At 63.1% G+C, this 25,733-nt stretch carries 27 protein-coding genes; 7 read left to right on the forward strand and 20 right to left on the reverse strand.

The features are described 5' to 3' along the window. Positions 1-19 precede the first annotated feature (19 nt). The 14 genes from accD to GJ699_RS05180 all read right to left on the reverse strand — a co-directional run bounded on the left by accD (position 20) and on the right by GJ699_RS05180 (position 15,469). A complete protein-coding gene (gene accD, locus GJ699_RS05115) occupies positions 20-892 on the reverse strand; it encodes an acetyl-CoA carboxylase, carboxyltransferase subunit beta (RefSeq protein ID WP_154373734.1) in 873 nt (290 codons plus the stop codon). A 123-nt stretch (positions 893-1,015) separates the two neighbouring features. Next, on the reverse strand, positions 1,016-1,291 hold the full coding sequence (locus GJ699_RS05120) for a hypothetical protein (RefSeq protein WP_154373736.1): 276 nt from the start codon (positions 1,289-1,291) through the stop codon (positions 1,016-1,018). Positions 1,292-1,296: 5 nt separating this feature from the next. Beyond that, positions 1,297-1,569, reverse strand: coding sequence for a BrnT family toxin (locus GJ699_RS05125; RefSeq protein WP_371867460.1), 273 nt, complete (start codon positions 1,567-1,569; stop codon positions 1,297-1,299). A gap of 69 nt (positions 1,570-1,638) precedes the next feature. Continuing rightward, the gene (gene trpA / locus GJ699_RS05130; protein WP_154373738.1) at positions 1,639-2,436 is read right to left on the reverse strand and encodes a tryptophan synthase subunit alpha; all 798 of its coding nucleotides are present in this window, start codon (positions 2,434-2,436) and stop codon (positions 1,639-1,641) included. Positions 2,437-2,446: 10 nt separating this feature from the next. Beyond that, the gene (gene trpB, locus GJ699_RS05135; RefSeq protein ID WP_154373740.1) at positions 2,447-3,667 is read right to left on the reverse strand and encodes a tryptophan synthase subunit beta; all 1,221 of its coding nucleotides are present in this window, start codon (positions 3,665-3,667) and stop codon (positions 2,447-2,449) included. Further along, positions 3,627-4,343: a phosphoribosylanthranilate isomerase gene (locus GJ699_RS05140; RefSeq protein ID WP_154373742.1), complete on the reverse strand. Its 717-nt coding sequence runs from the start codon at positions 4,341-4,343 to the stop codon at positions 3,627-3,629. Before GJ699_RS05140 ends, trpB begins: the two co-directional genes overlap by 41 nt. 9 nt (positions 4,344-4,352) lie before the next feature. Next, positions 4,353-5,156, reverse strand: a complete 804-nt coding sequence (gene truA, locus GJ699_RS05145) for a tRNA pseudouridine(38-40) synthase TruA (RefSeq protein WP_371867461.1) — start codon at positions 5,154-5,156, stop codon at positions 4,353-4,355. A gap of 53 nt (positions 5,157-5,209) precedes the next feature. Continuing rightward, on the reverse strand, positions 5,210-7,996 hold the full coding sequence (locus GJ699_RS05150; RefSeq protein WP_229261948.1) for a motility hub landmark protein FimV: 2,787 nt from the start codon (positions 7,994-7,996) through the stop codon (positions 5,210-5,212). 228 nt (positions 7,997-8,224) lie between these two features. Further along, positions 8,225-9,352 (reverse strand): aspartate-semialdehyde dehydrogenase, encoded by a 1,128-nt coding sequence (asd, locus tag GJ699_RS05155; RefSeq protein ID WP_154373746.1) that lies wholly within the window; start codon positions 9,350-9,352, stop codon positions 8,225-8,227. Positions 9,353-9,378: 26 nt separating this feature from the next. Further along, complete coding sequence (gene leuB / locus GJ699_RS05160) at positions 9,379-10,449, reverse strand: 3-isopropylmalate dehydrogenase (RefSeq protein ID WP_154373748.1); 1,071 nt, start codon at positions 10,447-10,449, stop codon at positions 9,379-9,381. Positions 10,450-10,460: 11 nt separating this feature from the next. Continuing rightward, on the reverse strand, positions 10,461-11,108 hold the full coding sequence (gene leuD / locus GJ699_RS05165; protein ID WP_154373750.1) for a 3-isopropylmalate dehydratase small subunit: 648 nt from the start codon (positions 11,106-11,108) through the stop codon (positions 10,461-10,463). A 21-nt stretch (positions 11,109-11,129) separates the two neighbouring features. Continuing rightward, the gene (leuC, locus tag GJ699_RS05170; RefSeq protein ID WP_371867472.1) at positions 11,130-12,533 is read right to left on the reverse strand and encodes a 3-isopropylmalate dehydratase large subunit; all 1,404 of its coding nucleotides are present in this window, start codon (positions 12,531-12,533) and stop codon (positions 11,130-11,132) included. 186 nt (positions 12,534-12,719) lie between these two features. Beyond that, positions 12,720-14,642 (reverse strand): chemotaxis protein CheA, encoded by a 1,923-nt coding sequence (locus tag GJ699_RS05175; protein ID WP_154373754.1) that lies wholly within the window; start codon positions 14,640-14,642, stop codon positions 12,720-12,722. After that, positions 14,642-15,469 carry a protein phosphatase CheZ gene (locus tag GJ699_RS05180; protein ID WP_154373756.1) on the reverse strand — a complete coding sequence of 276 codons (828 nt, stop codon included), beginning with the start codon at positions 15,467-15,469 and terminating at the stop codon, positions 14,642-14,644. The genes GJ699_RS05175 and GJ699_RS05180 overlap by 1 nt, the downstream gene beginning before the upstream one ends. Positions 15,470-15,734: 265 nt before the next feature. Between GJ699_RS05180 and GJ699_RS05185 the strand changes: the two genes are divergently transcribed. The 6 genes from GJ699_RS05185 (at position 15,735) to GJ699_RS05210 (ending at position 20,078) form a co-directional block, all read left to right on the forward strand. Next, on the forward strand, positions 15,735-16,202 hold the full coding sequence (locus tag GJ699_RS05185) for a universal stress protein (protein ID WP_154373758.1): 468 nt from the start codon (positions 15,735-15,737) through the stop codon (positions 16,200-16,202). Positions 16,203-16,293: 91 nt separating this feature from the next. After that, positions 16,294-16,938, forward strand: a complete 645-nt coding sequence (locus tag GJ699_RS05190; RefSeq protein ID WP_154373760.1) for a response regulator — start codon at positions 16,294-16,296, stop codon at positions 16,936-16,938. Positions 16,939-17,144: 206 nt separating this feature from the next. Beyond that, the gene (locus GJ699_RS05195) at positions 17,145-17,936 is read left to right on the forward strand and encodes a Crp/Fnr family transcriptional regulator (protein ID WP_154374130.1); all 792 of its coding nucleotides are present in this window, start codon (positions 17,145-17,147) and stop codon (positions 17,934-17,936) included. A 168-nt stretch (positions 17,937-18,104) separates the two neighbouring features. Continuing rightward, positions 18,105-18,302, forward strand: a complete 198-nt coding sequence (gene hemP / locus GJ699_RS05200) for a hemin uptake protein HemP (RefSeq protein ID WP_195763462.1) — start codon at positions 18,105-18,107, stop codon at positions 18,300-18,302. Positions 18,303-18,426: 124 nt separating this feature from the next. Beyond that, positions 18,427-18,759 carry a hypothetical protein gene (locus GJ699_RS05205; RefSeq protein WP_154373762.1) on the forward strand — a complete coding sequence of 111 codons (333 nt, stop codon included), beginning with the start codon at positions 18,427-18,429 and terminating at the stop codon, positions 18,757-18,759. 17 nt (positions 18,760-18,776) lie between these two features. After that, positions 18,777-20,078 (forward strand): DUF2325 domain-containing protein, encoded by a 1,302-nt coding sequence (locus GJ699_RS05210; RefSeq protein ID WP_154373764.1) that lies wholly within the window; start codon positions 18,777-18,779, stop codon positions 20,076-20,078. A 122-nt stretch (positions 20,079-20,200) separates the two neighbouring features. Here the strand turns inward: GJ699_RS05210 and GJ699_RS05215 are convergent, their stop codons facing one another. The 5 genes from GJ699_RS05215 to GJ699_RS05235 are packed head-to-tail and all read right to left on the reverse strand — an operon-like array spanning position 20,201 to position 24,632. After that, complete coding sequence (locus GJ699_RS05215) at positions 20,201-21,565, reverse strand: sulfite reductase subunit alpha (RefSeq protein ID WP_154373767.1); 1,365 nt, start codon at positions 21,563-21,565, stop codon at positions 20,201-20,203. Beyond that, positions 21,562-22,599: an FAD:protein FMN transferase gene (locus GJ699_RS05220; RefSeq protein WP_154373769.1), complete on the reverse strand. Its 1,038-nt coding sequence runs from the start codon at positions 22,597-22,599 to the stop codon at positions 21,562-21,564. The genes GJ699_RS05215 and GJ699_RS05220 overlap by 4 nt, the downstream gene beginning before the upstream one ends. Before the next feature lie 7 nt (positions 22,600-22,606). Further along, a complete protein-coding gene (locus tag GJ699_RS05225) occupies positions 22,607-23,440 on the reverse strand; it encodes a DUF4198 domain-containing protein (RefSeq protein ID WP_154373771.1) in 834 nt (277 codons plus the stop codon). A 16-nt stretch (positions 23,441-23,456) separates the two neighbouring features. Beyond that, positions 23,457-23,966 (reverse strand): DUF2271 domain-containing protein, encoded by a 510-nt coding sequence (locus GJ699_RS05230; protein WP_154373773.1) that lies wholly within the window; start codon positions 23,964-23,966, stop codon positions 23,457-23,459. A gap of 18 nt (positions 23,967-23,984) precedes the next feature. Continuing rightward, positions 23,985-24,632, reverse strand: coding sequence for a PepSY-associated TM helix domain-containing protein (locus tag GJ699_RS05235; protein ID WP_371867462.1), 648 nt, complete (start codon positions 24,630-24,632; stop codon positions 23,985-23,987). A gap of 152 nt (positions 24,633-24,784) precedes the next feature. Here GJ699_RS05235 and GJ699_RS05240 point away from each other — a divergent pair, with 152 nt between their 5' ends. Further along, a complete protein-coding gene (locus tag GJ699_RS05240) occupies positions 24,785-25,219 on the forward strand; it encodes a pyridoxamine 5'-phosphate oxidase family protein (protein WP_154373776.1) in 435 nt (144 codons plus the stop codon). 15 nt (positions 25,220-25,234) lie between these two features. Here GJ699_RS05240 and GJ699_RS05245 read toward each other — a convergent pair whose 3' ends face one another. After that, complete coding sequence (locus GJ699_RS05245) at positions 25,235-25,630, reverse strand: KGG domain-containing protein (RefSeq protein ID WP_154373778.1); 396 nt, start codon at positions 25,628-25,630, stop codon at positions 25,235-25,237. Between the last annotated feature and the right edge of the window lie 103 nt (positions 25,631-25,733).

Raw genomic sequence — 25,733 nt, forward strand, 5'->3', positions numbered from 1 at the left:
GTGAGGGTGTGGCCTGTTTTTAGGCGAGCACTTCCACTGGCTGATTTTGCAACAGTGCCAGCAGGCGGGCGATTTCTTCGCGCATCTTGCGGCGATCGACGATCATGTCGACGGCGCCCTTTTGCACCAGGAACTCGGCGCGCTGGAAACCTTCCGGCAATTTCTCGCGCACGGTGTTTTCGATCACGCGCGGGCCGGCGAAGCCGATCAGCGCTTTCGGTTCAGCGATCACGACGTCGCCCATGAAGGCGAACGAGGCGGACACGCCACCCATGGTCGGGTCGGTCAGCACGCTGATGAATGGCAGTTTCTTGTCGGCCAGCTTGGTCAGCATGGCGGTGGTTTTGGCCATCTGCATCAGCGACAGCAGACCTTCCTGCATACGGGCGCCGCCGGTGGCGGTGATGCAAATGAACGGCACTTTCTGTTCCAGCGCCATTTGGGCGCCGCGCACGAAGCGCTCGCCGACCACCGAACCCATGGAGCCGCCCATGAACTCGAATTCGAAGCACGCCACCACGGCCGGCAGGCTCATGATGGAGCCGCCCATGACGATCAGGGCATCGGTTTCGCCGGTGGCTTCCATCGCCTGTTTCAGGCGGTCCGGGTATTTCTTGCTGTCTTTGAACTTCAGGGTGTCGACTGGCAGGGTGTCCATGCCGACTTCATAGCGGCCGCCGGCGTCGAGCAGCGCGTCCAGGCGCTCGCGGGCGCGGATGCGCATATGGTGGTCGCATTTCGGGCAAACGTGCAGGTTCGACTCCAGGTCGGTGCGGTACAGTACGGCTTCGCACGACGGGCATTTGACCCACAAACCTTCCGGCATGGTCTTGCGCGCGGCGGCGTCGGAACGCTGGATACGTGGGGGTAGCAGTTTTTCCAACCAACTCATAAATTCTCCTTGCAGCTAACTCGTGGGCCGAAGTGTAGCCGTTTCTCGCCACCCTGTCGAACATTCCCTTACAATAATTTTGACCGTCCGTCATGAAATTGACGCGTGTTTAGAGGGAAAACACTACGTCTTCCGAGGCAGCATGCCCTCTTGCTCCAGCCGCGCCTTCAACTCCTCTCGCTCCTTCAGAGTCATAATACCAAGATTGGCTTTATAGCCAGATCCAGCCATATGGCGCAGGTACATGGCAATCATATCCTGCGCTGGCAAACCATATAGCCTGCCCTGCTCCTCAAAATATTCGATAGACCGAAAATCAAGCCTGAATGTTATTTCCTCACTCAGTTGCTCAAAGTACGGACTCGGCATCCATTTGTTGTGGTGCTCGTCTTTACGCATCTCTATCACCTTTCGAAATAGTCCATCTCGTCGATCGGCAGGGCCTTGCGCGCAGAAATGATTCGGACCGCCTCACCCCGATAGCAGTGGCATACCAACAGCAACCTACCTTTGTTACTGCGTCCAAGCTGAACGAATCGCTCCTCGTCGTCCGAGTGAGCAAGGTCAAATTTCAGCTTTCCATGCGGATCATCGAATGCGGTAGATGCCTCGTCGAAACTCACGCCGTGGGCGCGCAGGTTGGCTTTGGCTTTGCGGGAATCCCAGGTGAAGCGCACGACCGCTCCCTTTCAACATAGCGAGTACTTGACTATGTATCAAGGTGAGCAGTCGGGATTTGCGTGACGTCAGGCGTCGAGGGCGGTGCGGATGGAGGTGGTGAAGGCTTGTACGGCGGCGACTGCGCCGTCTTTGCCGGCGGTTTCAATTTCCTGGATGATGCGGCTGCCGATCACGACGGCATCGGCCACTTCGGCCACGGCGCGCGCGGTGGCGCCGTCGCGGATGCCGAAACCTACGCCGACCGGCAACTTCACATGCTTGCGAATGGCTTTCAGACGGTTCGCCACATCCACGGTGTCGATATTGCCAGCCCCGGTCACGCCTTTCAGCGAGACGTAGTAGCTGAAGCCGCCACCCACCTTGGCCACCTGCTCGATGCGCTGCTCGGTCGAGGTCGGCGCCAACAGGAAGATCAGGTCGAGCTCGGCCGCGCGCATGGCGGCGGCAAACTCTTCACACTCTTCCGGCGGATAGTCGACCACGATCGCGCCATCCGCGCCCACCGCCACCGATTGCTCGATAAACGCGGCGGGACCGATGCGCTCGATCGGATTGGCATAGCCCATCAGCACCACCGGCGTGGTCTGGTTGGTCTTGCGGAACTCGGCCACATAGCCGAACACATCCTTGATGCCGACGCCATGCGCCAGCGCGCGCTCACAGGCGCGCTGAATCACCGGGCCTTCAGCCATCGGATCGGAAAACGGCACGCCCAGCTCGATGATGTCGGCGCCACCGGCCACCAGCGCGTGCATCAGCGGCACGGTCTGGTCAGGGCCGGGATCGCCGGCGGTGATAAAGGTGACGAGCGCGGTCTTGTTTTGCGCCTTCAAGGCGCTGAAGGTTGCTGCGATTTTGGACATGTCGGTTTCCTTAGTTGAAGTTCAGACCCATACGCTCTGCGACCGTATGCATGTCCTTGTCACCACGGCCCGACAGGTTGGCCAATACAATCTTATCCTTCGGCAGCGTGGCTGCCAGCTTGGCCGCGTAGGCCAAGGCGTGCGACGATTCCAGCGCCGGAATGATGCCCTCGATATGGCAGCAATCGTGGAACGCCTGCAGCGCCTCCTCATCGGTAATCGACACGTACTCGGCACGGCCACTATCCTTCAGATAGGCGTGCTCCGGACCGACGCCCGGATAGTCCAGCCCAGCCGACACCGAGTGCGTCTCGATGATCTGGCCATTCTCATCCTGCAGCAGATAGGTGCGGTTGCCATGCAACACGCCCGGATAGCCCTTGGTCAGCGAGGCCGCGTGCTTGTCGCCGTCCAGCCCCTCGCCGGCCGCTTCCACGCCGATCAGCTTGACGTCTTTCTGGTCGATGTAGGGGTAGAAGATACCCATCGCATTCGAACCGCCGCCGATACAGGCCAGCACATAATCCGGCTGACGGCCGGTCATTTCCGGCATCTGCACCAGGCATTCCTCGCCGATCACCGACTGGAAGTCGCGCACCAGCATCGGATACGGGTGCGGACCGGCCACGGTGCCGATGATGTAGAAAGTGTTTTCAATATTGGTGACCCAGTCACGCATCGCCTCGTTGAGCGCATCCTTCAGCGTCTTGGAACCGGACTCGACCGGCACCACCGTCGCGCCCAGCAGCTTCATGCGGTAGACGTTCTGCGCCTGGCGCTTGACGTCTTCGCTGCCCATGTACACCACGCACTCCAGGCCAAAGCGCGCACAGATGGTGGCGGTGGCCACGCCGTGCTGACCAGCGCCGGTCTCGGCGATGATGCGCGGCTTGCCCATGCGCTTGGCCAGCAAGGCCTGGCCGATCACGTTGTTGATCTTGTGCGCGCCGGTATGGTTCAGGTCTTCGCGCTTGAAGTAAATCTGCGCGCCACCAGCCTGCTGCGACCAGCGCTTGGCGTGATAGATCGGCGACGGCCGGCCGACAAAGTGCTTGAGCTCGTAACGGAACTCTTCGAGGAATTCCGGATCTTTGCTGTACTTGGCGTAGGCTTCGTTGAGCTCGGCCAGCGCGTAGGTCAGGGTTTCAGCGACAAAGCTGCCGCCGTACGGGCCAAAGTGACCTTTGGCATCAGGAAGTTGATAGTCCTGGGCGTGAAACAGGGGTTTCATGATGGGATGTGCTTTCGAATTGGGTATCTCCGGCCCGCACCGCCGTGACAAAATCGGCAATCTTGCGGGCATCCTTGATTCCCTTGGCCGCTTCGACACCAGAGCTGATGTCGACGGCGTAGGGACGAACACCTACCACCGCGTCAGTCGCGTTGTGTACGCTCAAGCCACCACTCAAAACGACCCGAGGCGCGAGCTCTTTTGGAATGAGAGACCAATCAAAACCCTTCCCTGCGCCACCGTAGGCATCCACATATGTGTCCAGCAACAGGCTGGTGAACAAGGGACTGGCGGCGCGGCATAGCTGCTCGTATTTTAACAGCTCGTCCGGCGTGGTGTCAGGTTTGACGCGGAACACTTGCATGTACTGCCGTCCCGCCGCGGTGCCGATGGCGGCGGCCTGCGCCACCGTTTCATCGCCATGCAGTTGCAATAACGACAGCGGCGCCACCCGCACTGCGGCCGCCACTTCGTCCGGCGTGGCGTTGACGAACAGGCCGACGGTGGTGACGAACGGCGGCACCACCCGCAGCAATTCAGCGGCACGCGCTGGCGTCACGTAGCGCGGGCTTTTTGGATAGAACACGAAACCGATCGCATCGGCGCCGGCGGCCACCACGGCCTGCACGTCTTCTTCACGGGTCAGGCCGCAGATTTTGATACGGGTGCGCGTCATGTTGATCCTTTAAAACCAGGGCAGCTGGCTGCTGCTCTCCAGCGGCAGCGCCCATTTTTCATCGTAGTCGATTTTGGCCAGGTACAGGCCGTCCGGCATGAAGGTGGGCGCCGCCAACTTGCGGTTTTTGGCGGCCAGCAGCTCGGCCATCCAGCCGACGTCTTCGCGGCCCTGGCCGATGTAGACCAGCGAGCCAACCAGATTGCGCACCATATGGTGCAGGAAAGCGTTGGCCTTCAGCGTGAAGATGATCAGGTCACCCTGGCGGCGAATCTGGATGTCATGCATCAGCTTGACCGGCGTCTTGGCCTGGCAGTAGGCGGCGCGGAAGGTGCTGAAATCGTGGGTGCCGATCAGCGCCCGCGCGGCCTCTTGCATGCGCTCGACGTCCAGCGCATGATGGTAGAAGCCGGCACGGCCATTCAACAACGGCGAGCGCACCTTGTGGTTGTACAGCACGTAGTGGTAAGTGCGCGCCTGCGCGCTGAAACGGGCGTGGAAGAAATTCTCCGCTTGCGGATCGCCTTCCAGCACCTTGGCCCAGCGCACGCCGATCGACGGTGGCAGAAAGGCGTTGAGGCCGCGCACCCAGGCGTGCGGCAAGCGATCCAGATCGGTATCGAAATGCACCACCTGCTCGGACGCATGGACGCCGGCGTCGGTGCGGCCGGCGCAGGTGGTGGCCAGCGGCACCGTGGCGAACGCCAGCAGCGCCTGCTCCAGCTGGTCCTGCACAGTGAGGCCGTGCACTTGTTTCTGGTAGCCGTGCCAGGCTTGGCCGTCGTACTGGAGCCCGATTGCGATCCGTTTCACTACTGCCCTATCTACATAATGTCTGAGTCAGCCATTATATAACGGACGCCTGCTTATCCCAGCTGGGCCTTCATGGCGTTGGCCTTGGCGACCTGCTCGTCGCTGCCGCCGCGCAGCACCTCGTCCAGCAGCTCGCGCGCGCCTTCCTTGTCGCCGATTTCCTGGTAGGCCACGGCCAGGTCCAGCTTGGTGTCCATTTCCATGTGGTGGGCCGACAGTGGTTCGTTGCTGGCCTGGGTAGGCGCGCTGACCGGGGCGGTTTCCGTGGCGGTGGCGCTGCCGCCATCCAGCGCGTGATCCAGGTCCAGGTCGATGCTGGACAGGTCGAACTCCGGCGCGGCCGGGGCCGGCGCCGGGGTGATGGTTTCAATCTCGCCCGGCAGGTCGAAGCTGGTGTCGAAGTCCAGCGGCGCGGCGGCTTTCGGCGGCTCGGCCAGGGCCGGCACTTCCGGAATGTCGAAGCCGTCCAGGTCCAGATCCAGCGGATCGGTGTCGGCCGATGGCAGCGTCGGCGCCGGCGCTTCCGCGGCTGGGGCCGGGGCGGCTGGCGGTTCCAGGTCGAAGTCGAGACTAAGGTCGTCCAACGGCGCTGGCGCGTCGGCGGCCGGAGCTGGTGCGGGTGCTGGCGCGGTCGGCAGGTCGAGGCCAAAGTCCATGCTGAGATCGTCGACCGGCGCCGGGGCTGGCGCCTCAGCCGCCGGGGCCGTCGTCGACACCGGCTCGAAGTTCAGTCCGCTCAGGTCGAAGTCCATCAGGTTGTCGGCTTCGGCCGCGACCGAGGCTGGCGACACCGAAGCGTCGGCGGCCGGCGGCAGGCCGGCGTCCAGCTCGGCGCCGAAGTCCAGCGGGTCCACGGTCGACGCGGGCGCAGGTGCTGGCGCGGCATCCTGGCTCAGGTCCAGATCCAGCGCGGCGGGTGCGGCTTCGGCTTCGGCCGGCGTGTAGGTGGCGCCGAAATCGCTGCCGAAGTCGGGCGTGGCCGCCACGGCGGCTGCGGCGGCACCAGCGGCCAGCGCTGCCGGCGCGGCCAGGCCACCATCATGGCCCGCGCTGTACAGCGGATTGGCCGGATCCAGCGCTTTGCCCAGCGCAGCGGCGTGTTCCCACTCGGCGCCCTGGCCGCGCGTCAGCGCGTACAGCTCCGACGCCTGGGTTTCAAACGCGCGCAGATCCTTGCGGGTGGCGTAGATTTCCAGCAGCTTCAGGCGCACCGCGTGACGTTCCGGATGGGTGCGCAGCGCTTCTTTCAAAATCTCTTCCGCCTGAGCGTCGCGGCCGTAGGCGATGTAGACATCGGCTTCCGCCACCGGATCGACCTCGTTGGTGTCCAGCTGGCTGGCCGATGGCGCAAAGTTCGAGTTGAACACGCTGTTGTTGGTGTCGATGCTCTGACCGCCGGCATCGGCGATCAGCGGCTGCGCCGGCGGGAGCGCGGTATCGCCCAGGATCGACACTTCCTCTTGCGGCACCACGAACTTTTTGCGGCGGCGCGAGGCGACAATGCCCAGCGCGCCGGCCAGCACCGCCGCGCCGGCAATGCCGACGTAGGTGATGTTGTCCATCAGGGTTTCGAACAGGCTAGGCTCGGCCAGCCGCTTCGGTGGCAACACCAGCGTGCGTTTAGGCTTGGGCTCGGCCGGAACGGATGCCGATGCGGAGGCCCCCGCCGCCGCCGTCAAGTCCGGGACCGATGCCTTGGCTTCGGCGCCGGACTTGCTCTTCAAGGCCATCAGCTTTTCCAGATCGTTGACGTTCTTTTCCAGCTCCTTGACGCGGGCTGCGGCTTCCTCAACCTGCTTCTGCTTGGCCAGCTTGTCCTCTTCCACTGCCTGGCCGGTCTTGCCCTGCTGCGGCGCGGCGGTGGTGGCCTTGGACAGCGTCAGCTTGTCCTTGGCGGTATTGGTGGCGTTAGGCTTCTCTTCAACCTTGGCGGTGATCTTGCCCGACACATTCTGCGAGGCGTCCGCTTCCTTGGCCGGGGCGGCAGCGGCCACCTGACCGGCCAGCTTGGCGCGGTAGGCGTTGAAGTCGGCCGCATGCGCGACCACCACGCCACGGGCATCGCCGTCGCTGCCAACGGCGCGGATCGCGTCCGAATCCGGCACCGCCAGGATCTGGCCCGATTTCAGGCGGTTCATATTGTTGCCGGCGAAGGCTTCCGGATTGGCGCGGTACAGCGCTACCAGCATCAGGTCCAGCGACACGTCGGTCGGCTTGACCTGGTTGGCGATGCGGGTCAGGTTGTCGCCAGCCTTGACGGTGTACTGGCTGCCGGCCTGCTTGACCGGCACGGCCGGCGCTGGCGGCCGCGCGGCTGGCGCAGCTGGAACGGCCGCTGCTGCCGGCGCCACATTGGCGGCGGCCTGCTGCTGCGGTGCCGCCGCTGGCGCTTGCGCCGGCAGACGGTTGCCGAGATCAACCGGCGCGGTGACTTGCGGCGCCTGGGTCGCGCGCAGATCCGGCGGATCCAGCAGGAAGGTGTATTCACGCACCATGCGGCCGCCGTTCCAGTTCAGCTCCAGCAGCATGTCAACGAAGGGTTCGTTGATGGCCTGGCTGGACGAGACCTTGATGACCTGCTTGCCGTTGCGCGGCTCCACCTCAAAGCGCAGCGACATCAGCGCCGGGTTGAAATCGATGTTGGCGGCGCGGAAGGCCTCGGCCGGCGCCAGCTTGGCCACCAGCGCACCGGCCTCGTCGGCGGAGACAGAGGTCAGCTCGATCTCGGCGCGCAGCGGCTGGCCCAGCGAGGACAACACCGTCAACTTGCCTAGCCCGGCCGCATTGGCCGTGGCGGCCACTAGCACCGCGCTGGCCACTGCGCTGGTGAGAGTTTTCAACGCAATCGAGACAATGCGGGGGCGATTTTGTACAGGCATAGTGAGGCGTTTTTTATGGTTGTCAGATGGAAAATGTTACTTTCCCAGATATACCAACATAACATCATGCACCACAGCGTGCAAGCTTTGCACCACTGTAAACGTAAAAAAGGGGATTTCCCTATGAGAACACATAGGAAAAACCCCTTCTCTTGTAACAATTGAGCCGCAACCCGGCTCAAGCACAAATTACTGGTCCAGCACGATGCGCAGCATGCGGCGCAGCGGTTCGGCCGCGCCCCACAGCAGCTGGTCGCCGACGGTGAAGGCCGACAGGTAATCCGGGCCCATGCTCAGCTTGCGCAGACGGCCGACCGGAATCGTCAGGCCACCGGTCACGGCGGCTGGCGACAGATCCTTCATCGATGCCTCGCGGGTGTTCGGCACCACTTTGGCCCACTGGTTGGCCGAGGCCAGGATGTCGGTGATTTCGTCCAGCGGCACGTCCTTGGTCAGCTTGATGGTCAGTGCCTGCGAGTGGCAGCGCATGGCGCCGATACGCACGCACAGGCCGTCCACTGGAATCGCCTTCGAGCCGAAGTCGGCACCCAGGCCGAGGATCTTGTTGGTCTCGGCGCCGGCTTTCCACTCTTCCTTCGATTGGCCGTTGCCCAGGTCCTTGTCGATCCAAGGGATCAGGTTGCCGGCCAGCGGCACGCCGAATTGCTTGGTCTCGTCAGCCGACAGGCCGTGCTGGGTGGCCAGCACCTGGCGGTCGATTTCCAGGATGGCCGAGGCTGGATCGTCCAGCAGCGGCTTGACCGCGCCGTTGATGGTGCCGAACTGGGTCAGCAGTTCGCGCATGTGCTGCGCGCCGCCGCCGGACGCCGCCTGATAGGTCATCGAGGTCATCCACTCGACCAGACCTTGCTGGAACAGGCCGCCCAGGCCGATCAGCATGCACGATACGGTGCAGTTACCGCCGATGAAGTTCTTCACGCCTTTCGACAGCGCGTCCTTGATGACGTGCATATTGACCGGGTCCAGCACGATCACGGCATCCTTGTCCATGCGCAGCGTCGACGCGGCGTCGATCCAGTAGCCGTTCCAGCCGGCCGCGCGCAGTTTCGGGAACACTTCGGTGGTGTAGTCGCCGCCCTGGCACGAGATGATGATCTCGCACTTTTTCAGTTCGTCGATGTCGGTGGCGCTCTTCAGCTTGGTTTCATTCTTTGCCATGGCCGGCGCGTTGCCGCCAGGGTTGGAGGTGGTGAAGAATACCGGCTCGATGTGGGCGAAATCGCCCTCTTCCTGCATGCGCTGCATCAGGACCGAACCCACCATGCCGCGCCAGCCTACCAGACCTACTAGTTTCATTTTGCTCTTCCTTGTCTATTTATTCGTTACGCGAGTGCCTTGACCACGGCGTTGCCCATCTCTTCGGTGCCCACCTTGGTGGTGCCCTCTTCGTAGATGTCGCCGGTGCGCAGGCCCTGGGCCAGCACTTTCTTGACAGCGGCTTCGATGCGGTCGGCCTGCTCCACTTTATTCAGCGAGTAGCGCAGCATCATGGCGGCCGACAGGATGGTCGCCAGCGGATTGGCGATGCCCTTGCCGGCGATGTCAGGCGCGGAACCGTGCGATGGCTCGTACAGGCCCTTGTTGTTGGCGTCCAGCGAGGCCGATGGCAGCATGCCGATCGAACCGGTCAGCATGGCGGCGGCGTCGCTGAGGATGTCGCCAAACATATTGCCGGTGACGATGACGTCGAACTTCTTCGGCGCGCGCACCAGTTGCATCGCGGCGTTGTCGACATACATGTGGTCCAGCGCCACGTCCGGATACTCTTTATGCACGTCGGTGACGATGTCTTTCCAGAACTGGAAGGTTTCCAGCACATTGGCCTTGTCGACCGAGGTCAGGCGCTTGTCGCGCTTTTGCGCGGCCTGGAACGCCACGTGGGCGATGCGGCGGATTTCACCTTCGGCGTAGCGCATGGTATCGAAGCCTTCGCGCTGACCTTTGAACGGACCGTCCGGGCATTCGCGCACACCGCGCGGCTGGCCGAAGTAAATGTCGCCGGTCAGTTCACGCACGATCAGGATGTCCAGGCCGGACACCACTTCCGGCTTCAGCGTCGAGGCGCCGGCCAGCTCAGGGTACAGAATGGCCGGACGCAGATTGCCGAACAGGCCCAGGTTTTTGCGCAGGCCCAGAATCGCCTGTTCCGGACGCAGCGGGCGGTCCAGGGTGTCGTACTTCCAGTCGCCGACGGCGCCGAACAGCACCGCGTCGGCGTCCTTGGCCAGCTTCAGCGTGGCTTCCGGCAGCGGGTGGCCGCTGGCTTCGTAACCGGCGCCGCCGACCGGCGCGGTTTCCATTTCAAATTTTTCGCCCAGCGCATTCAGTACCTTGACTGCCTGCGTGACGATTTCCGGACCGATGCCGTCGCCCGGGAGGATTGCGATTTTCATGTTTTCGTTCTTTAGATGACGTTAGCCAACCAGGGTTGGTTTGCCAGATGGCGCTCTTCGAAACCACGGATAGTGTCGGCGTGACGCAGCGTCAGGCCGATATCGTCGAGCCCGTTCATCAGGCAGTATTTGCGGAAGGCGTCGATCTCGAATGGGTAGGAGACGCTGCCATTGCTGGTGGAAATGCGCTGCTGCTCAAGGTCGACCACCAGTTTGTATCCGGGGAAGGCCTTGACTTCGTTGAACAGATGATCAATCTGCGCTTCAGTTAAAACGATCGGCAGCAAGCCGCTCTTGAAACAATTGTTGAAGAAGATGTCGGCAAACGACGGCGCGACCACGGCGCGGAAGCCGTACTGGTCCAGCGCCCACGGCGCGTGCTCGCGCGACGAGCCGCAACCGAAGTTCTTGCGGGTCAGCAGGATCGAGGCACCCTGATAGCGCGGCTCGTTCAGCACGAAGTCCGGATTGATCGGACGCTTGCTGTTGTCCATGCCCGGTTCGCCGTGGTCGAGATAGCGCCACTCGTCAAACAGGTTGGGACCGAAGCCGGTGCGGTGGATGGACTTCAGGAACTGCTTGGGGATGATGGCGTCGGTGTCGACATTGGCGCGATCCAGCGGCGCGACCAGCCCTTCATAAATGGTAAATTTTTCCATGATCGATATTCTGTTGAGCTATCAGTGCAGTGCGCGCACATCGACGAAGTGACCGGCGATACCGGCGGCGGCGGCCATGGCCGGCGACACCAGATGGGTGCGGCCGCCCTGGCCCTGACGGCCTTCGAAATTGCGGTTCGAGGTCGACGCGCAGCGTTCGCCCGGTTCCAGACGGTCGGCGTTCATCGCCAGGCACATCGAGCAGCCCGGTTCGCGCCATTCGAAACCGGCATCCTTGAAGATGCGGTCCAGACCTTCGCGCTCAGCCTGTTCTTTCACCAGACCCGAGCCCGGTACCACCAGCGCCAGCTTGACGTTGGAAGCGCGGTGCTTGCCGCGTACCACGGCGGCGGCGGCGCGCAAGTCTTCAATGCGCGAGTTGGTGCAGGAACCGATGAACACCTTGTCGATGCGGATGTCTTCGATCGCGGTATTCGGCTTCAGGTCCATATAGACCAGCGCCTTTTCCATCGCGCTGCGCTTGACGCTGTCCTTTTCGTGATCCGGATCCGGCACCCGGCCGTCGACCGGCAGCACCATTTCGGGCGAAGTGCCCCAGGTGACCTGCGGCTTGATCTCGGCGGCGTTCAGGGTCACCACCAGGTCGAACCTGGCGCCCGGGTCGGTGTGCAGCGTGCGCCAGTAGGCGACTGCCAGATCCCAGTGCGGGCCGGCCGGCGAGAATGGACGGCCTTTGACGTAGTTGATGGTGGTGTCATCGACGCCGATGATGCCGGCGCGCGCGCCCGCTTCGATCGCCATGTTACAGACGGTCATGCGGCCTTCCATCGACAGCGCGCGGATCGCCGAGCCGCCGAACTCCATACAGTAACCGGTGCCGCCGGCGGTGCCGATCTTGCCGATGATGGCCAGCACGATATCTTTGGCGGTGACGCCGGCCGGCAGCACGCCGTTGACTTCCACCAGCATGGCTTTCGACTTCTTCTGCAGCAGGGTCTGGGTCGCCAGCACATGCTCCACTTCCGAGGTGCCGATGCCGTGCGCCAGCGCGCCGAAGGCGCCGTGGGTCGAGGTGTGCGAGTCGCCGCATACCACGGTCATGCCCGGCAGGGTCGCGCCCTGCTCCGGGCCGATCACGTGCACGATGCCCTGGCGCTTGTCGTTCATATTGAAGTAGGTCAGGCCGTAGGACTTGGCGTTCTTGTCCAGGGTTTCGACCTGCAGTCGCGACACCGGATCGGCAATGCCTTCGGCGCGCGAGGTGGTTGGCACATTGTGGTCGGCCACGGCCAGATTGGCCGACAGACGCCATGGCTGGCGGTTGGCGGCGCGCAGGCCGTCAAATGCTTGCGGGCTGGTCACTTCGTGAACCAGGTGGCGGTCAATATAGAGGATGGTAGTGCCGTCTTCCTCGGTGTTGACGACGTGGGATTCCCAGAGTTTGTCGTAAAGCGTCTTCATGATGTCTTTTTTGCTACTGCTACATTTGTCCTACTTGATTATGCCATATTGTGCAATGCAATAGCAGCCACCGCGGTCCGGCCTCTTGAGCCCGACGCCTTCTGCATACCGCTCTACGTGGTATGACCCCAAAATAAAAAAGCCTGCGTGTGAACGCAGGCTTTTGATCCTTTGCGCTTAGTCTTGAGACTAAGCCGCCATGCGTACACTTCCTCGACAACCGTCCATTAGGAACGATAGACCCACCACTAGCACCAGCTCGCCCTCTGCGGAACGCGCCGTGCCGGTAATGCCCTCGACGGTAATCGCGGTCATCGGTTTAATCACCAGGTCGGCCGTGCCGTCCACGGCTTCCACCGCCAGAATGTATGGCTGTGGTGCGGAGACAACAATACCCACCTTCTCGCGGCAGCTCTCATAACCCAGCGAATCGGCCAGCGAGCGCACCGGCAGTGGCCGGCCCTGATCTTTGAGGACCGGGGCGCCGCCCACTTCCATGAACACTTCCGGCAGCTCGACCACGCGCTGTACCACGGCCATCGGCAGCGCCAGCGCGGCGCCCGAGGTCGAGACCAGCATGGTCGGCACGATCGACAACTCGATCGGCAGACGGATGGCGAACTTGGTGCCCTTGCCCAGCTCGGATTCGATGTGGATCGCGCCGCGGTTTTTCTCCACGGCGGTCTTCACCACGTCCATGCCGACGCCGCGGCCGGACACGCTGGACGCCACTTCCTTGGTCGAGAAACCCGGCAAGAATACCAGCTGGAAGCAATCGTCGGGCGTCAGCGGGGTCGATTCCGAAATCAGCCCCTTCTGCAAGGCCTTCTGGCGCAGCTTGACCGGGTCCATGCCCTTGCCGTCGTCCTGCAGCACAATCATAACGCTATTTGCTTCCTGCCATGCCTTGAGCTGGATGTAGGAGCGGATCGGCTTGCCGGCGGCGGCGCGTTCTTCCGGCGTCTCGACGCCGTGGTCCAGCGCGTTGCGCAACATGTGAACTAAAGGATCATACAGCGAATCGACCACCACGCGGTCAACTTCGGTTTCCGCACCCTCGATGTTCAGATCGACTTCCTTGCCCAGATCCTTGGCCAGCTCGCGCACCAGGCGCGGGAATTTCTGGAACAGACGGCCGACCGGCTGCATGCGGGTGGCCAGCGTGGCGCGTTGCAGTTCGGTGGAATAGCGCGAGGCGCGTTCCAGCGTTTCAGCCAGCGTCGACATCAGCGTCTGCGCCTGGCCTTCGAACTTGAACTGCATCAGGCGTTCCAGCAGCACGGCGGCCTGGTTGGCGGCCTGCACCGATTCGCCGGCCACTTCCAGCAGCGCGTCCAGCTTGACGGCGTCGATCCGGATCGATTCTTCCTTGGCCGGCCCGTTTTGCGGACGCTCTTCCTTTTTCTCGGCGACTTCGCGGCGCGCGCCCGGCGCTACCTTGACTTCGGCGGCCACGGCGGCGATCTCGGCCGAGCTCGGCGCGACTGGGGCCGATGCTGGGACTGGCGCCGCTGCGGCAGCCACCGGGGCGGCCGCTGGCGGCGGCGCGGAACGGGTGTAGCTACCGGCCGGCATCACGGCTTCGTACATGCCTTCCCAGTCCAGGCCATCGGCCGAGACGGTGGCGACCGCTGCGGCGGCCACGGCGGGGGCTGGAGCCGGCGCTGGCGCGGCGGCAGCCGGCGCAGGAGCGGGCGCGGCGGCGGCAGGCTTGGCGCCGGAGTCGGTCTTGCCGGCGATCGCGTCATTCAGCAGCGACTCCAGGCTTTCCGGCAACGCCGACAGGCTGCCCGGCTCGGCACCGTCATTCAGTTCGGCCAGCTGATCGGCGACGAAGCCGGACGCTTGCAGCGCCGCCTCGATCGACAGCGGGGTCACCGGCGCGGCGCCGGTGCGCAGCGCGTCAAACAAATTTTCCGTCAGGTGGCACGCCGTCACCATCGCCGGCAGGCCCATGAAACCGGCCCCGCCCTTGATGGTGTGGAACGAGCGGAACACCGCATTCAGCGTTTCTTTATTGTCCGGGTCACGTTCGAGCCGCAGCAGATGCTCTTCCACGTTGACCGCAAGATCCATCGCCTCAACGACGAAATCTCTCAGCATATCGTCCATTAGAACCCCAGATCGGCAAGAAGGTCGTCAACACTATCCTGGCTCAGCGCCACGGTCGGAGCCGATGGGCCTTGCATCAGAGACACTTCTTTTTGTGCAATTTTCTCCTTGACGCTAGGCGGCGCGTTGTCTTTCAACAGCTGCGCCAGTTCCTGCTCGACGGTCTTGGTGATGTGCACCACTTTCTTGATCAGCTGGCCGGTGATGTCCTGGAAGTCCTGGGCCATCATGATTTCCAGCAGGCGGGCTTTTTCAGCCTCGGTGGCGGCAGAGACGGCCGCCGCGAATTGCTGCGAGTCGCCGGCCAGTTGCTTGAACTGTTCCAGGCTCAGCTTGCCGGCGAACAGGTCGGCCCAGCGGGTTTCCATGTCTTTCGATTGCTTCGACAGCACGTCCTGTTGCGGCATGCCCTCGTCCAGCGTGTTCAGCACCTTGTTGGCGGCCTGCTCGGTCAGCGAGGCCACGTATTCCAGGCGGTCCTGGGCGTCGCTGATCTGGGTCGCGGCCTCGGTCAGCGCCTTGTCGTAGCCCAGTTCGCGCAGCGAGTCGTGCAGCAGACGCACGATGCCGCCGAGGCGTTCAAACATCACATCCTTGCCGTCGCCGGCTTCGCCATCGGCTTCGGCGGCAGCGGCCGGAGCTGGCGCGGGTGCCGTCGCCGCCGCATCCGGCGGTCGGGCCGCGGCCACTTCCTCGAACAGGCTTTCCAGATCGTCCTCGGCGCCAGCGGCCGGGGCAGGCGCGGGCGCTGGAGCGGGCGCCGCGGTCTTGCTCTGAGCGGACACTTCTTCAAATAAGGCGTCGAAATCGTCAGCGGCGTTAGTCATAATTCCTGCTTCTCCATATTGATAAATTTGCTGCCTAAACTGCTGTATTTGGACATACTAACATCGGATAGATCGGCGGAGCACGTTGTATGACACAAAAGTAGTGCTTTAGTGCAAAAAAATGCTGTGATAAGCATAAAAGCCCACACCCGTCGCCACAGGAAAAAACGGTTTTATTTGATAAACATCAAGTCTTTCCATAGTATCAATAATGTAAATCGGGACTACAATGAAGTAGTGTGTTGTATCAGAACGGAGGTCTACCATGTACCGCAAAATCCTGATCACCACCGACGGCTCGGCCGTTTCCAGCAAGACCGCGTGCGCCGGGGTGCAATTTGCCGAACAGCTGGGCGCTGAAGTGCTGGCGCTGTTCGTGGCGCCGGAGTACCAGTACCCGATTTACGTCGAAATCATCCCGCCCAGCTATCCCAGCGAGGACGAGTACCGCGCCGCCATGCAGCGCGCCGGCCAGGAACACACCCAGGACGTGCTGGCCTCCTGCGCCAGGCGCAACGTGCGCTGCGAGGCGTTGACCGCGTTCCACGAGAGCGCGGCGCTGAAGATCGTCGACGTGGCACAACAGCACGGCTGCGACCTGATCTTCATGGGCTCGCATGGCCGCAGCGGCTGGGGCCAGCTGCTGCTGGGCAGCGTGACCAACAAGGTGTTGCAACACTCCAAAATCCCGGTGCTGGTGCACCGCCTGATCAAGGAGCCGGGCAGCAAATAAACAGCGGGGCGCGCCGTTTTGGTGTAGGATTCATTAAGATTAATGCAATCATAATTATAATTTCCTTTAATCACTTTCAAACGGTTGCTACATGATCCGCATCGTCATCGCAGACGACCACACCATCATGCGCGAGGGGCTCAAGCGCATTCTCGACGGCGCGCCGGACATCGACATCGTGGGCGAGGCCGTCGACGGCTTCGAAGTCCTGGGCCACGTGCGCCAGGGCGGCTTCGACCTGCTGCTGCTGGACTTGTCCATGCCCGGCCGCAGCGGCGTCGACCTGATCCGCCAGATCAAGGCCGAGGCGCCCAAGCTGGCGATCCTGATCCTCACCATGCACGAGGAGGAACAGTACGCGGTGCGCGCCATCCGCGCCGGCGCCCAGGGCTATCTGACCAAGGAAAGCGCCGGCACCCAGCTGGTGGGCGCGATCCGCAAGGTGGCATCGGGCCGGCCCTACATCTCCACCGAGGTGGCCGAGCAACTGGCGCTGAACATCATGATGCCGCACGAATCGCTGCTGCATAAACAGCTGTCGGACCGCGAGTTCGAGGTGTTCTCGCTGCTGGTGGCGGGGCGCTCGATCACCGAAATCGCCAACAGCCTGCACCTGAGCGTGAAAACCGTCAGCACCCACAAGACCCGCATCATGCAAAAGATGGGCATGAGCTCGTTGTCGGAAATGGTGCAATATGCGGTCGCCCATCGGCTGTCATCCCCATTCAAGACCTGAGTAGCGAGCTCGGGAGTAGGACAAGTCCTACAAATGTTAGCCGGGCTCCTACCTTCATATTCAGCCATTGCTGATATCTATCTCTCCCCTGTGTTGGCATACTGAAACCATACCGTGCAGCACCCCATGCCCACAGGAGAGATACCATGCTGTCTACGCAAACGTCTGAAATTCGCCCGGCCGCGACGGCACTGCAAGCGTCGTCGATGGAAGCCGGCCGCCAGCGGCAGGGGCGGCTCTGGTCGAACCTGAAGGAAGTCTGCGACATCCTGCACATCCCGGCCGCCAGCTCGATGGCCAACGAAGAACTGCTGTTCCAGCACGTGCAGTTCAAGACCGGGCAGCGCATCCACACCATCGGCCAGCCGTTCGACACGCTGTACATCGTCAATTCCGGCTTTTTGAAAACCGTGCTGATCGACGAATACGGCAACGAGCAGGTGCTGAGCTTCCCGATGAAGGGCGACATGCTGGGCGTGGACGGCATCCACACCCGCCATTACTCGTCGGAAGCGGTGGCGCTGTCGGACTGCGATCTGATCCTGCTGCCGTTCAAGAAGCTGACCGCGCTGGGCCGGGTCCACCTGGAGCTGGAAAACATGATGTACGGCGTCATGAGCCGCGAGTTGGTGCGCGAGCAGGCGATGATCGGCATGCTGGGCGCGCTCAGCGCCGAGGCGCGGGTGGCGCGCTTCCTAGTGGCACTGGCCGACCGCTTCGCGCAGATGGGTTACTCCAGCAAGCTGTTCAACCTGCGCATGACGCGCCACGAAATCGGCAGCTACCTCGGCCTGACGCTGGAAACCGTCAGCCGCACGCTGTCGGCCTTCAACGAAATCGGCCTGATCAGCGTCGACCAGCGCACCATCGGCATCAAAGATCCGGAAGCGTTGAAAACCTTGCGCCGCCTGCCGCCATCGCGCACCCGCGGCAAGCCCGCCGCCCGTGGCAAGGGCGGCGCCCCCGAACCGTCCGGCCAATTGCTGGCGGCTTTGTAGCACTTGCAGCACTTCAGTATTACCTCCCGTATTACCCAGCCTTGGGCCCGGTCGCAAGACCGGGCCATTTTTTTAATGTCCTTATAACTGAAAAAGGCTTGCATTCCGGCGCGGCTTCTACAATAATGAATGCAAATACGAATCATTCTTATTTAAGGAGAAGCGAAGATGATCACGACCACCCCTGCCATGCCCCCTGTTGTCGCCGCCCACCCAGTGTCCGCCGCCGTGCAAGCCGTGAAGCCAATCAAGCGCATCAGCAGCGCCAGCCTGATGGAAGGCGGCCGCGAGCTGGAAATCGAGCATGCGGGCCGCACCTACCGGCTGCGCATCACCCAACTGAACAAACTGATTCTGACCGCGTAATTCGTACCGCGTAATTCATACCGTTTAACTGTGCGTTAAAGGGGCGCCGCCGCGCCCCACTCTCCCCCTTGAGTAGCCAGCCACACCGCCAGCCACACTCTCTTTTCCGACCCAGGAGCGTCTGATGGCCATCGAACATAGCAACCCGATTTTCCTCGCCCCATCGCATGGCGGCCACAATCCCGAACTGATGCTGTCCGCCGTGCTGCATCTGATGTCGCACTACACCGCCGGCAGCGATGACGCTGGCGGTTGCGTCAAGCTGGCCTCGGTGATCGAGCGCCATCTGAAAGCGCTGGCCAGTCTGCCGGACCTGGCGCCGGTGCTGAGCGCCACCTGCGCCCAGCTGTCGGAACAGTGGGCCGGCGAAGTCGAGCGCAATATGCACGAACAGGAAAAGACCAACTTCCTGAGCCGCATCATGGCCCGCGCGCGCACCGCGCCCTCGGTCGCCTGAAGGGGGAGTCACGCAATATGTGCGAGAAACACGATCCACTGGCAGCCATCATCGCCGCTGCCATGCCGCAGGTGGCCGGCCCGGTAGGGACCGCGCGTCCTGCCGAACAGGTCAGCACGCAGCAAGTCATCAAACCGGTGATCAGCAACGTCCACAACGTCCTGGCCAAAGAGCCCGAGCAACAAGCCTCGCGCCGCCGCCGGCTGTGGGAACTGGGCCATGCCTGCCACTGCCCGCTGGTCGGCGTCGGCTTCCCGCTGGGCGTGCTGCGCAAGCTGGTCGACAAAGTCACCAACGGCAAAGTAGTGGCCGACGACTATGAAGTACACGTCGGCGCCGTCACCGAATGCGCGACCCGCAACCGCCTGTCCGAAGCGCTGCAAAAAGAACTGGAACGCCGCTACGCACCGGTGCTGCTGCGCTTCCGCAACGCCAAGACCAGCGCCCAAGTGGCCGAGCTGTGGCGTGCCGCCGTGGCGGCTGGCGACGTCGCCGGCGCCTTCTGGGCCGGGTTGACGCATCCGCGCTGCAGCTCCGAGCTGGAAGAGCAGATGTGCCGCGACCTGCACATGGTGCAGCACCAGGCCGGTGCCTGCGTGCGGGCCGACATCAGCAAGTTCAACGCCACGCTGGAAGACAACAAACGCCTGGCGCACGACCTCAACAAAGCGCAACAGCGCGCCACCGTACTGATGGCCGAAAAAGCCAGCGACGCCGAAAAGCACGGCGCCCAACTGATGCAGCTGCGCGCGCAAGTAGTCGGCAAGGACAGCATGATCGACTCGCTGAAAGTCGAACTGGAACAACTGCGCGAATCGATTCCCGGCCTGGAAACGCGGGCCAAGCTGGCCGAACGGCTGGGCCAGATGGAAGAACGCGAACGCGCGATGCGCAACCAGATCGCCGAACTGCGGCTGGAACTGGCGCGCGCCGCCGAAGTGCCGGCCGCGCCGGCACCGGTCCAGGAGCAGGCACGCCAAGTGGTCGAACACGTCATGAAAATGCCGCTGCGCCTGAGCGACCGCGCCGTACTGTGCGTTGGCGGCCGCAACGGCAACGTCGCCAGCTACCGCGAACTGATCGAACGCGAAGGCGCGCAATTCGCCCACCACGATGGCGGCCTGGAAGACAACGCCAACCGCCTCGAAGCCAGCCTGGCCGCCGCCGACCTGGTGATCTGCCAGACCGGCTGCATCAGCCACAGCGCCTACTGGCGGGTCAAAGACTACTGCAAGCGCAACGGCAAGCGCTGCGTCTTCATCGACAACCCCAGCATCAGCAGCCTCGCCCGCGGCCTCGAACAAGCCGGAGCAGAGTAAAAAAACCAAAGGAGCCTCAAGGCTCCTTTTTTACAACCCGGGGTCAGGTCCATCATTTCTACACGAGCTCAACCGCGTTGCGGTTGAGCTCGTGTAGAAATGATGGACCTGACCCCGGAGTTTTAGTAGACGTCGCGGCGGTAGCGGCCGGTGGCGGCCAGGTCGTCGAGTTGGGTGCGGCCTAAGGCGAGTTCGAGCGCGGCGTCGACGCCGGCGGCCATGCCTTCCAGGCTGCCGCAGATGTAGATGGCGGCGCCGGCGGCGATCCATTCACGTAGCGTCGATGCTTGTTCGGTCAGGCGGTCTTGTACGTAGCGCCGTTCGGCCTGGTCGCGTGAGAACACCATGTCCAGTTTTTCCAGCAGGCCGTCACGCTGCCAGCCGTCCAGCTCGGCGCGGTAGTGGTAGTCGTGGGCGGCGTTGCGCTCGCCGAACAGCAGCCAATTGCGCCCCTGCCCCGCCAGCGCGCGCGCTTTCAGATGGCCGCGCAGGCCGGCGATGCCGCTGCCGTTGCCGATCAGGATCAGCGGCCGTTCGGCGTTGCCTTCCAGGCGGAAGCGTTTGTGCGCGCGCAAGCGCAGTTGCACGCTCTGGCCCAGCGCGGCTTGCTGCGTCAGCCAGCCAGAGGCGACGCCGTGGCTGCCGTCTCCATGCGTGTGCAGCCGCACCAGCAGGTGGACGCGGCCATCGGCCGGGATCGAGGCGATCGAGTATTCGCGGGCGCGCGATGGGTCGGCCGGTGCGGCCACTTGCACCAGATCGCCCGATTGCCAGTCCGGCAGCGTGCCGCTGGCCGGCTCCAGTTCGAGGTGATATACCGGTGCGCCAGCACTGCCGGCATTCAGTTGCACGCGCTCGCTCAGACGCCATTCGTCGAAGGCTGGCGCGCTCCAGTCCGGCGCGTCGCTGGTGCCGGCCAGATGGCTCAGTTGCTGGCGCCACTGGGCGATCGCTGCGGCCGAACTGCGGTCCACCTCGACCCGAGGGAACAGGCTTTGCGCGCCCTGCGCTTGCAGCCATTGGTCCAGCGCGCGGCCGAAGCCGCAATACTGGGCGTAGGATTTGTCGCCCAGCGCCAGCACGGCGTAGTGCAGCTGCGGCAGCGCCAGCGTGCTGGTCATCAGCCGGCCGGAAAAGGCGGCGGCGGCATCGGGCGCGTCGCCTTCGCCATAGGTGCTGACCAGGAACAGAATGCGCTCGGCGCTTTGCAAGTCTTGCTCGGTCAGTTCGGACAGTTCGGCCAGCCGCGCCGGGATGCCGGCCAGCTTCAACGTGGCCAGCGTTTGTTGCGCCAGTTCTTCGGCGTTGCCGGTCTGGCTGGCGTGGGCGATGATCCAGCCGGGCGAGGCCGCCGCTTCCGCCTTGGCGCGCTCGGCGGCCAGGCGTTTTCGCCGCACGCGCAGGATCGGCGCCAGGCACACCAGCGCGTATGCCGCGCCCATGCCTGCCACCGCCATCAGTCGGGTCGGGTCGTTGGTCCAGATCATTCGTCTAACATGCTGCGTAAATGGGAACTCAGGTATTCGGTGAAGCCGCCGTTCGGCTGGCGCACGACGAAGCGCGCGGCCAGCCCTTGCAGCTCGGCCAGATGCAGGCCGTCGCGGCTGCCCAGTACGGTCAGCGCGGTGGACCAGGCGTCGGCCGCCATGCATTGCGCATGCACCACGGTGACCGAGGCCAGGTCGTTGGAGATCGGCATGCCGCTGCGCGGGTCGATGGTGTGCGAGTAACGCTTGCCATCCATTTCAAAATAGCGGCGATAGTCGCCGGAAGTGGCGACCGCCAGGCCATGCAGCGCCAGTACCAGTTCATCCGGCACGGCGGCATCGGCGGCGGCGTCGGTAACCTGCTCCAGCATCACCCACCACGGCTGCCCGTCCGGCTTGACGCCGGCGCCGCGCAGCTCGCCACCCACCTCGACCAGGTGGTGCGCAAAGCCTTGTGTTTTCAGATAGTAGGACAGCCGGTCGACGCTGTAGCCCTTGGCCACCGCCGACAGATCCAGCTGCACGCCGCCCGGCTGCAGGGCGCGGCGGCCGTCGCGCTGCAATTGCACCGGCCGCGCCGCCAATTGGGCGCGGGCGAAGCTGATTTCGTCATTGGAAGGCGGCACAAAATCGGGCTGGTCAAACCGTCCCCAGGGCCCAAAGCCCCACAGGTTGACCAGCGCGCCGGCGCAGGGATCATACACCCCGCCGGAGTCGCGCGCCACGCTCATGGCGTACGACAGCACATCGAAGAACGCCGGTGGCAGCACTTGCCAGCTGTCCGGCGCGGCGCGGTTGAAGCGGCCCAGGTCGGATTCGGCTTCCCAGTGGCTCATTTCGGCCACGATGTGATCGAGCTGCTGCTGCAGCCCATGTTGCAGATGATCGAGGGCGGCGGTGGTGGCCAACTCGGGCGCGGCCACCAGCCGCACCGACCAGCTGGTGCCCATGCTGCGGCCCGCATAGTCGTGGATCACGCCGCCCTCTGGCGCCGGGTCGTCCGAAATATCGTGAGGCAGGAGTACCCGACGCATCGTCGCCTTATTCCGGCTGGATCTCGACCACGGCCGAGTAGGTCACGCGGCGCGGCACCATTGGCGGCGGTTGGCCTTCGACGCGTTTAACTTCCGGCCAGCTGGTGCTGACCATGTACTGGCCTGCGGCTGGCAGGGTCAGCGTCAGCTCGCCCTTGTCGTTGGTGGTCTGACGGATCTCGCCCAGCGTGCCGCGGAACTTGACGCCGCCCTGGAACAGGCTGACGCCCAGATTGGCGGCCGGTTTGCCGTCCAGCAGGAAGCGCCAGGTGACCTTGTCGCCGCTGTGCAGTTCAGTCGGATTGGTGGCCGGCACCAGTTCCAGGCCAACACCGGTCGGCTTGAACACGTTCATGTCGGTCTTGCCGGTGGAAACGAAGGTTTCCAGGCGGCTGTCCTGACGCGAGGTTTTGACGTCGGTGGCATCGGCCGGCACTTCCTTGGCCAGCGTTTCCTCGGTGGCGCGGAAACGCTTCATATTGCCTTCCTTGTCCTTGTAGCTACCCATCAGGCTGGAGCTGACCAGCGCGACTTTATAGGTACCCGGCTTCGGCAGGTTCAGGTCGAAGGTGCTGCGCAGCTTGCCGTTGTTGACGTTCTGCGGTTGCAGCGCGCTGCCGTCCGGCGCGGTGATGACCAGGCCATCCAGCTTCAGCGAGAAGTCGATGGTGAACAGGTTCTCGGCCACGGCGGCGTCAAAGGTCACCCAGGCCGAACCGTCACGCGCCGGTTCCACTTCGGTGGTCGACGGCAGCAGATAAGGTTTGTGCGCCTGCGCGCTCAGCGATACTACCGACAAGCCAGCCAGCGCCAGCGCGATCAATGATTTATTCAGTTTCATGTCTCCGCCCTCTGCCTTATGGTTTGACTTGTACAACAACGGCGCCCAGCTCTTCCTTGCCCTGACCGGTCACGTTCTGTGCCGATTTTGGCGGCCACTGCAGCGGCACCTTGACCACTTCACGGCCACCGGCTTCGCGCGCGGCTTCCACAAACACGGTGTACTGGCCAGCCGGCAGCTTGTCCAGCGCGCCTTTCGGGATGTTCAGGGTCAGTTCGCCAGGGGCCTTGGTGGCACCGGAAACGCCATCCATCGGCATGCTCAGTTCGCGACCGCTCTTGCGCCACCAGGTGCGCATGTCCTTCAGCCACTTGGTGCCGGCATTGTCCTTCTTCTTGGTGTCGTACAGCACGGCCAGGTTGGCAACCACTTGCTGATCGCCATTTTCCAGCCAGGCGGCGATGTAAGGACGATGGTATTCAGCCACGTTCAACTGCGGCACGTCGAGTTTGAGGGCCAGATCGGCAGCCATGGCCGAGGCACTGGCAAGTGGCAGAGTGAGCGCGATGGAGTAGCGTAATTTCATGGAGTACCTGTCGTGAGATTAATGGATAAACAGCAGTGCAATTACTACGGGAATCAGCACACCCAGCCCCACCATCGGCCAGGTGGACGGGCGATTGGTCGCGTGGAATTTGAGGATCAGCAGGCCGGTGATGCAGAACACCAGGCACAGCACGGCAAAGATGTCGATGAACCAGTTCCAGGCCGGGCCGGTATTACGGCCCTTGTGCACATCGTTCAGCCAGGAGATCCAGCCGCGATCGGTATTCTCGAATTCGGCCGCGCCGTCTTCCAGGCCGATGCGCACCCAGGCGTCGCCGCCGGCCTTGGGCATCGGCAGATAGACTTCATCGGGCGCCCATTCGGCGTTGCGGCCGCCGGGCTGGACGTGGAAAGTGTCTGCCAGCCATTGCTCGGCCGCAGCCGGCAGCGGCTGCTTGTCGCCATCATGCTGCTCAGCGTAGCTGCGCAACTGCGCGGCCAGCGCCTGCGGCACCTGGGCCTGCTTGCGCACAATCTGGGGTTTGGCCTCGATCTGCGAGGCGTGGTTCAGCGTGATGCCGGTGATCGCGAACAAAAACATGCAGAGCAGGCACATCGCCGAGCTGACCCAATGCCACTGATGCAAATGCCGCAGCCACACAGCGCGGCTGGCATTGCGGGCAGGGTTGGCGGTGGATGCGCTCACAAGTTTTCCTTCGACGAAAAACATAAATGATAATGATTATCATTTGAAGAGTCAATCCATGTTGTGTATCTCGTATGTAAAGTTGCGCACAGTGCGTGCGCGCAGACCGGGCTAAGGTGGCGTCATCACCCGCTTTATCATGGAGGACCATCATGCCGCTGTATTCGCAGGACCAGATCAACGCCATCGCCGCCAGGATCAAGGACGTGCGTTTTGGCATGTTCACCACGCTGGGCGATGATTATGTGCCCAGCAGCCGCCCGCTGGCCGCGCAGCGGATCGACAATGAGGGCAATCTGTGGTTCCTGGTGTCGGACGAGGCGCCGTTTGTGGAGGATGTGCGGCAGCATCCGGACGTGAATGTCAGTTTTGCCAACCCTGAGCAACAGATCTACCTGTCGCTGACCGGACTGGCCTACCTGGTGCGGGACAGCCCGCATCCGACGATGCTACGGGTCAAAATTCAAACGGCGGAATATTGGGATGCGAGCACCAGCAAGATGCAGCAACTGGTGCTACTGGCGCGCTCGGCGCTGAGCGGCCGCGCGCCGGTGGAAATGGGCAGGCATACCACCATATGCCTCTAAGCGTCCAATAAAGAATCAGGACTTGGAACGCGCACCGGCGCCGCCAGAACGGCTGCCGCCGCTGCCACCACTGCTGCTGCCACTGTTATCGGCGTCCGCATCCTGCTCCGCCTCGTCCGCCTTGGCGCTGCCCTTGTTGCCGCCGGAGCCGCTACGCGAGCTGGTGCCCGGGGTGGCGCTCTGGCTGCTACGCCCCGGATCGTTCTTGTGGCTCATGCTACCGGCGCGGCGCGCTTCCTCCGACGTGAACTCGTGCGCTGTGCCTTTCTCGTGCGCGGCGCGGCCGCCCTCGGCAGCGATTTCGCGCTGCTGGTCCGGATCCATCGAGGCGAAGCCGCGTTTGCTGGTGTCGCCGCTTTGCTGGCTGCCGGACTTGCCGCCCTGCTTGTTGCCTTGATCGTTGGTTGCCATGATCGTCTCCTGAAGTTAAATAGACCTGCTTACATCACAGGAGCAGTCATCGTAGTGCACAGCCGAGGGGCACAATATAGGACATGCACAGCAAGCGGCGTAG

The organism is Duganella guangzhouensis (assembly GCF_009674535.1).
Classification (GTDB): domain Bacteria; phylum Pseudomonadota; class Gammaproteobacteria; order Burkholderiales; family Burkholderiaceae_D; genus Rugamonas; species Rugamonas guangzhouensis.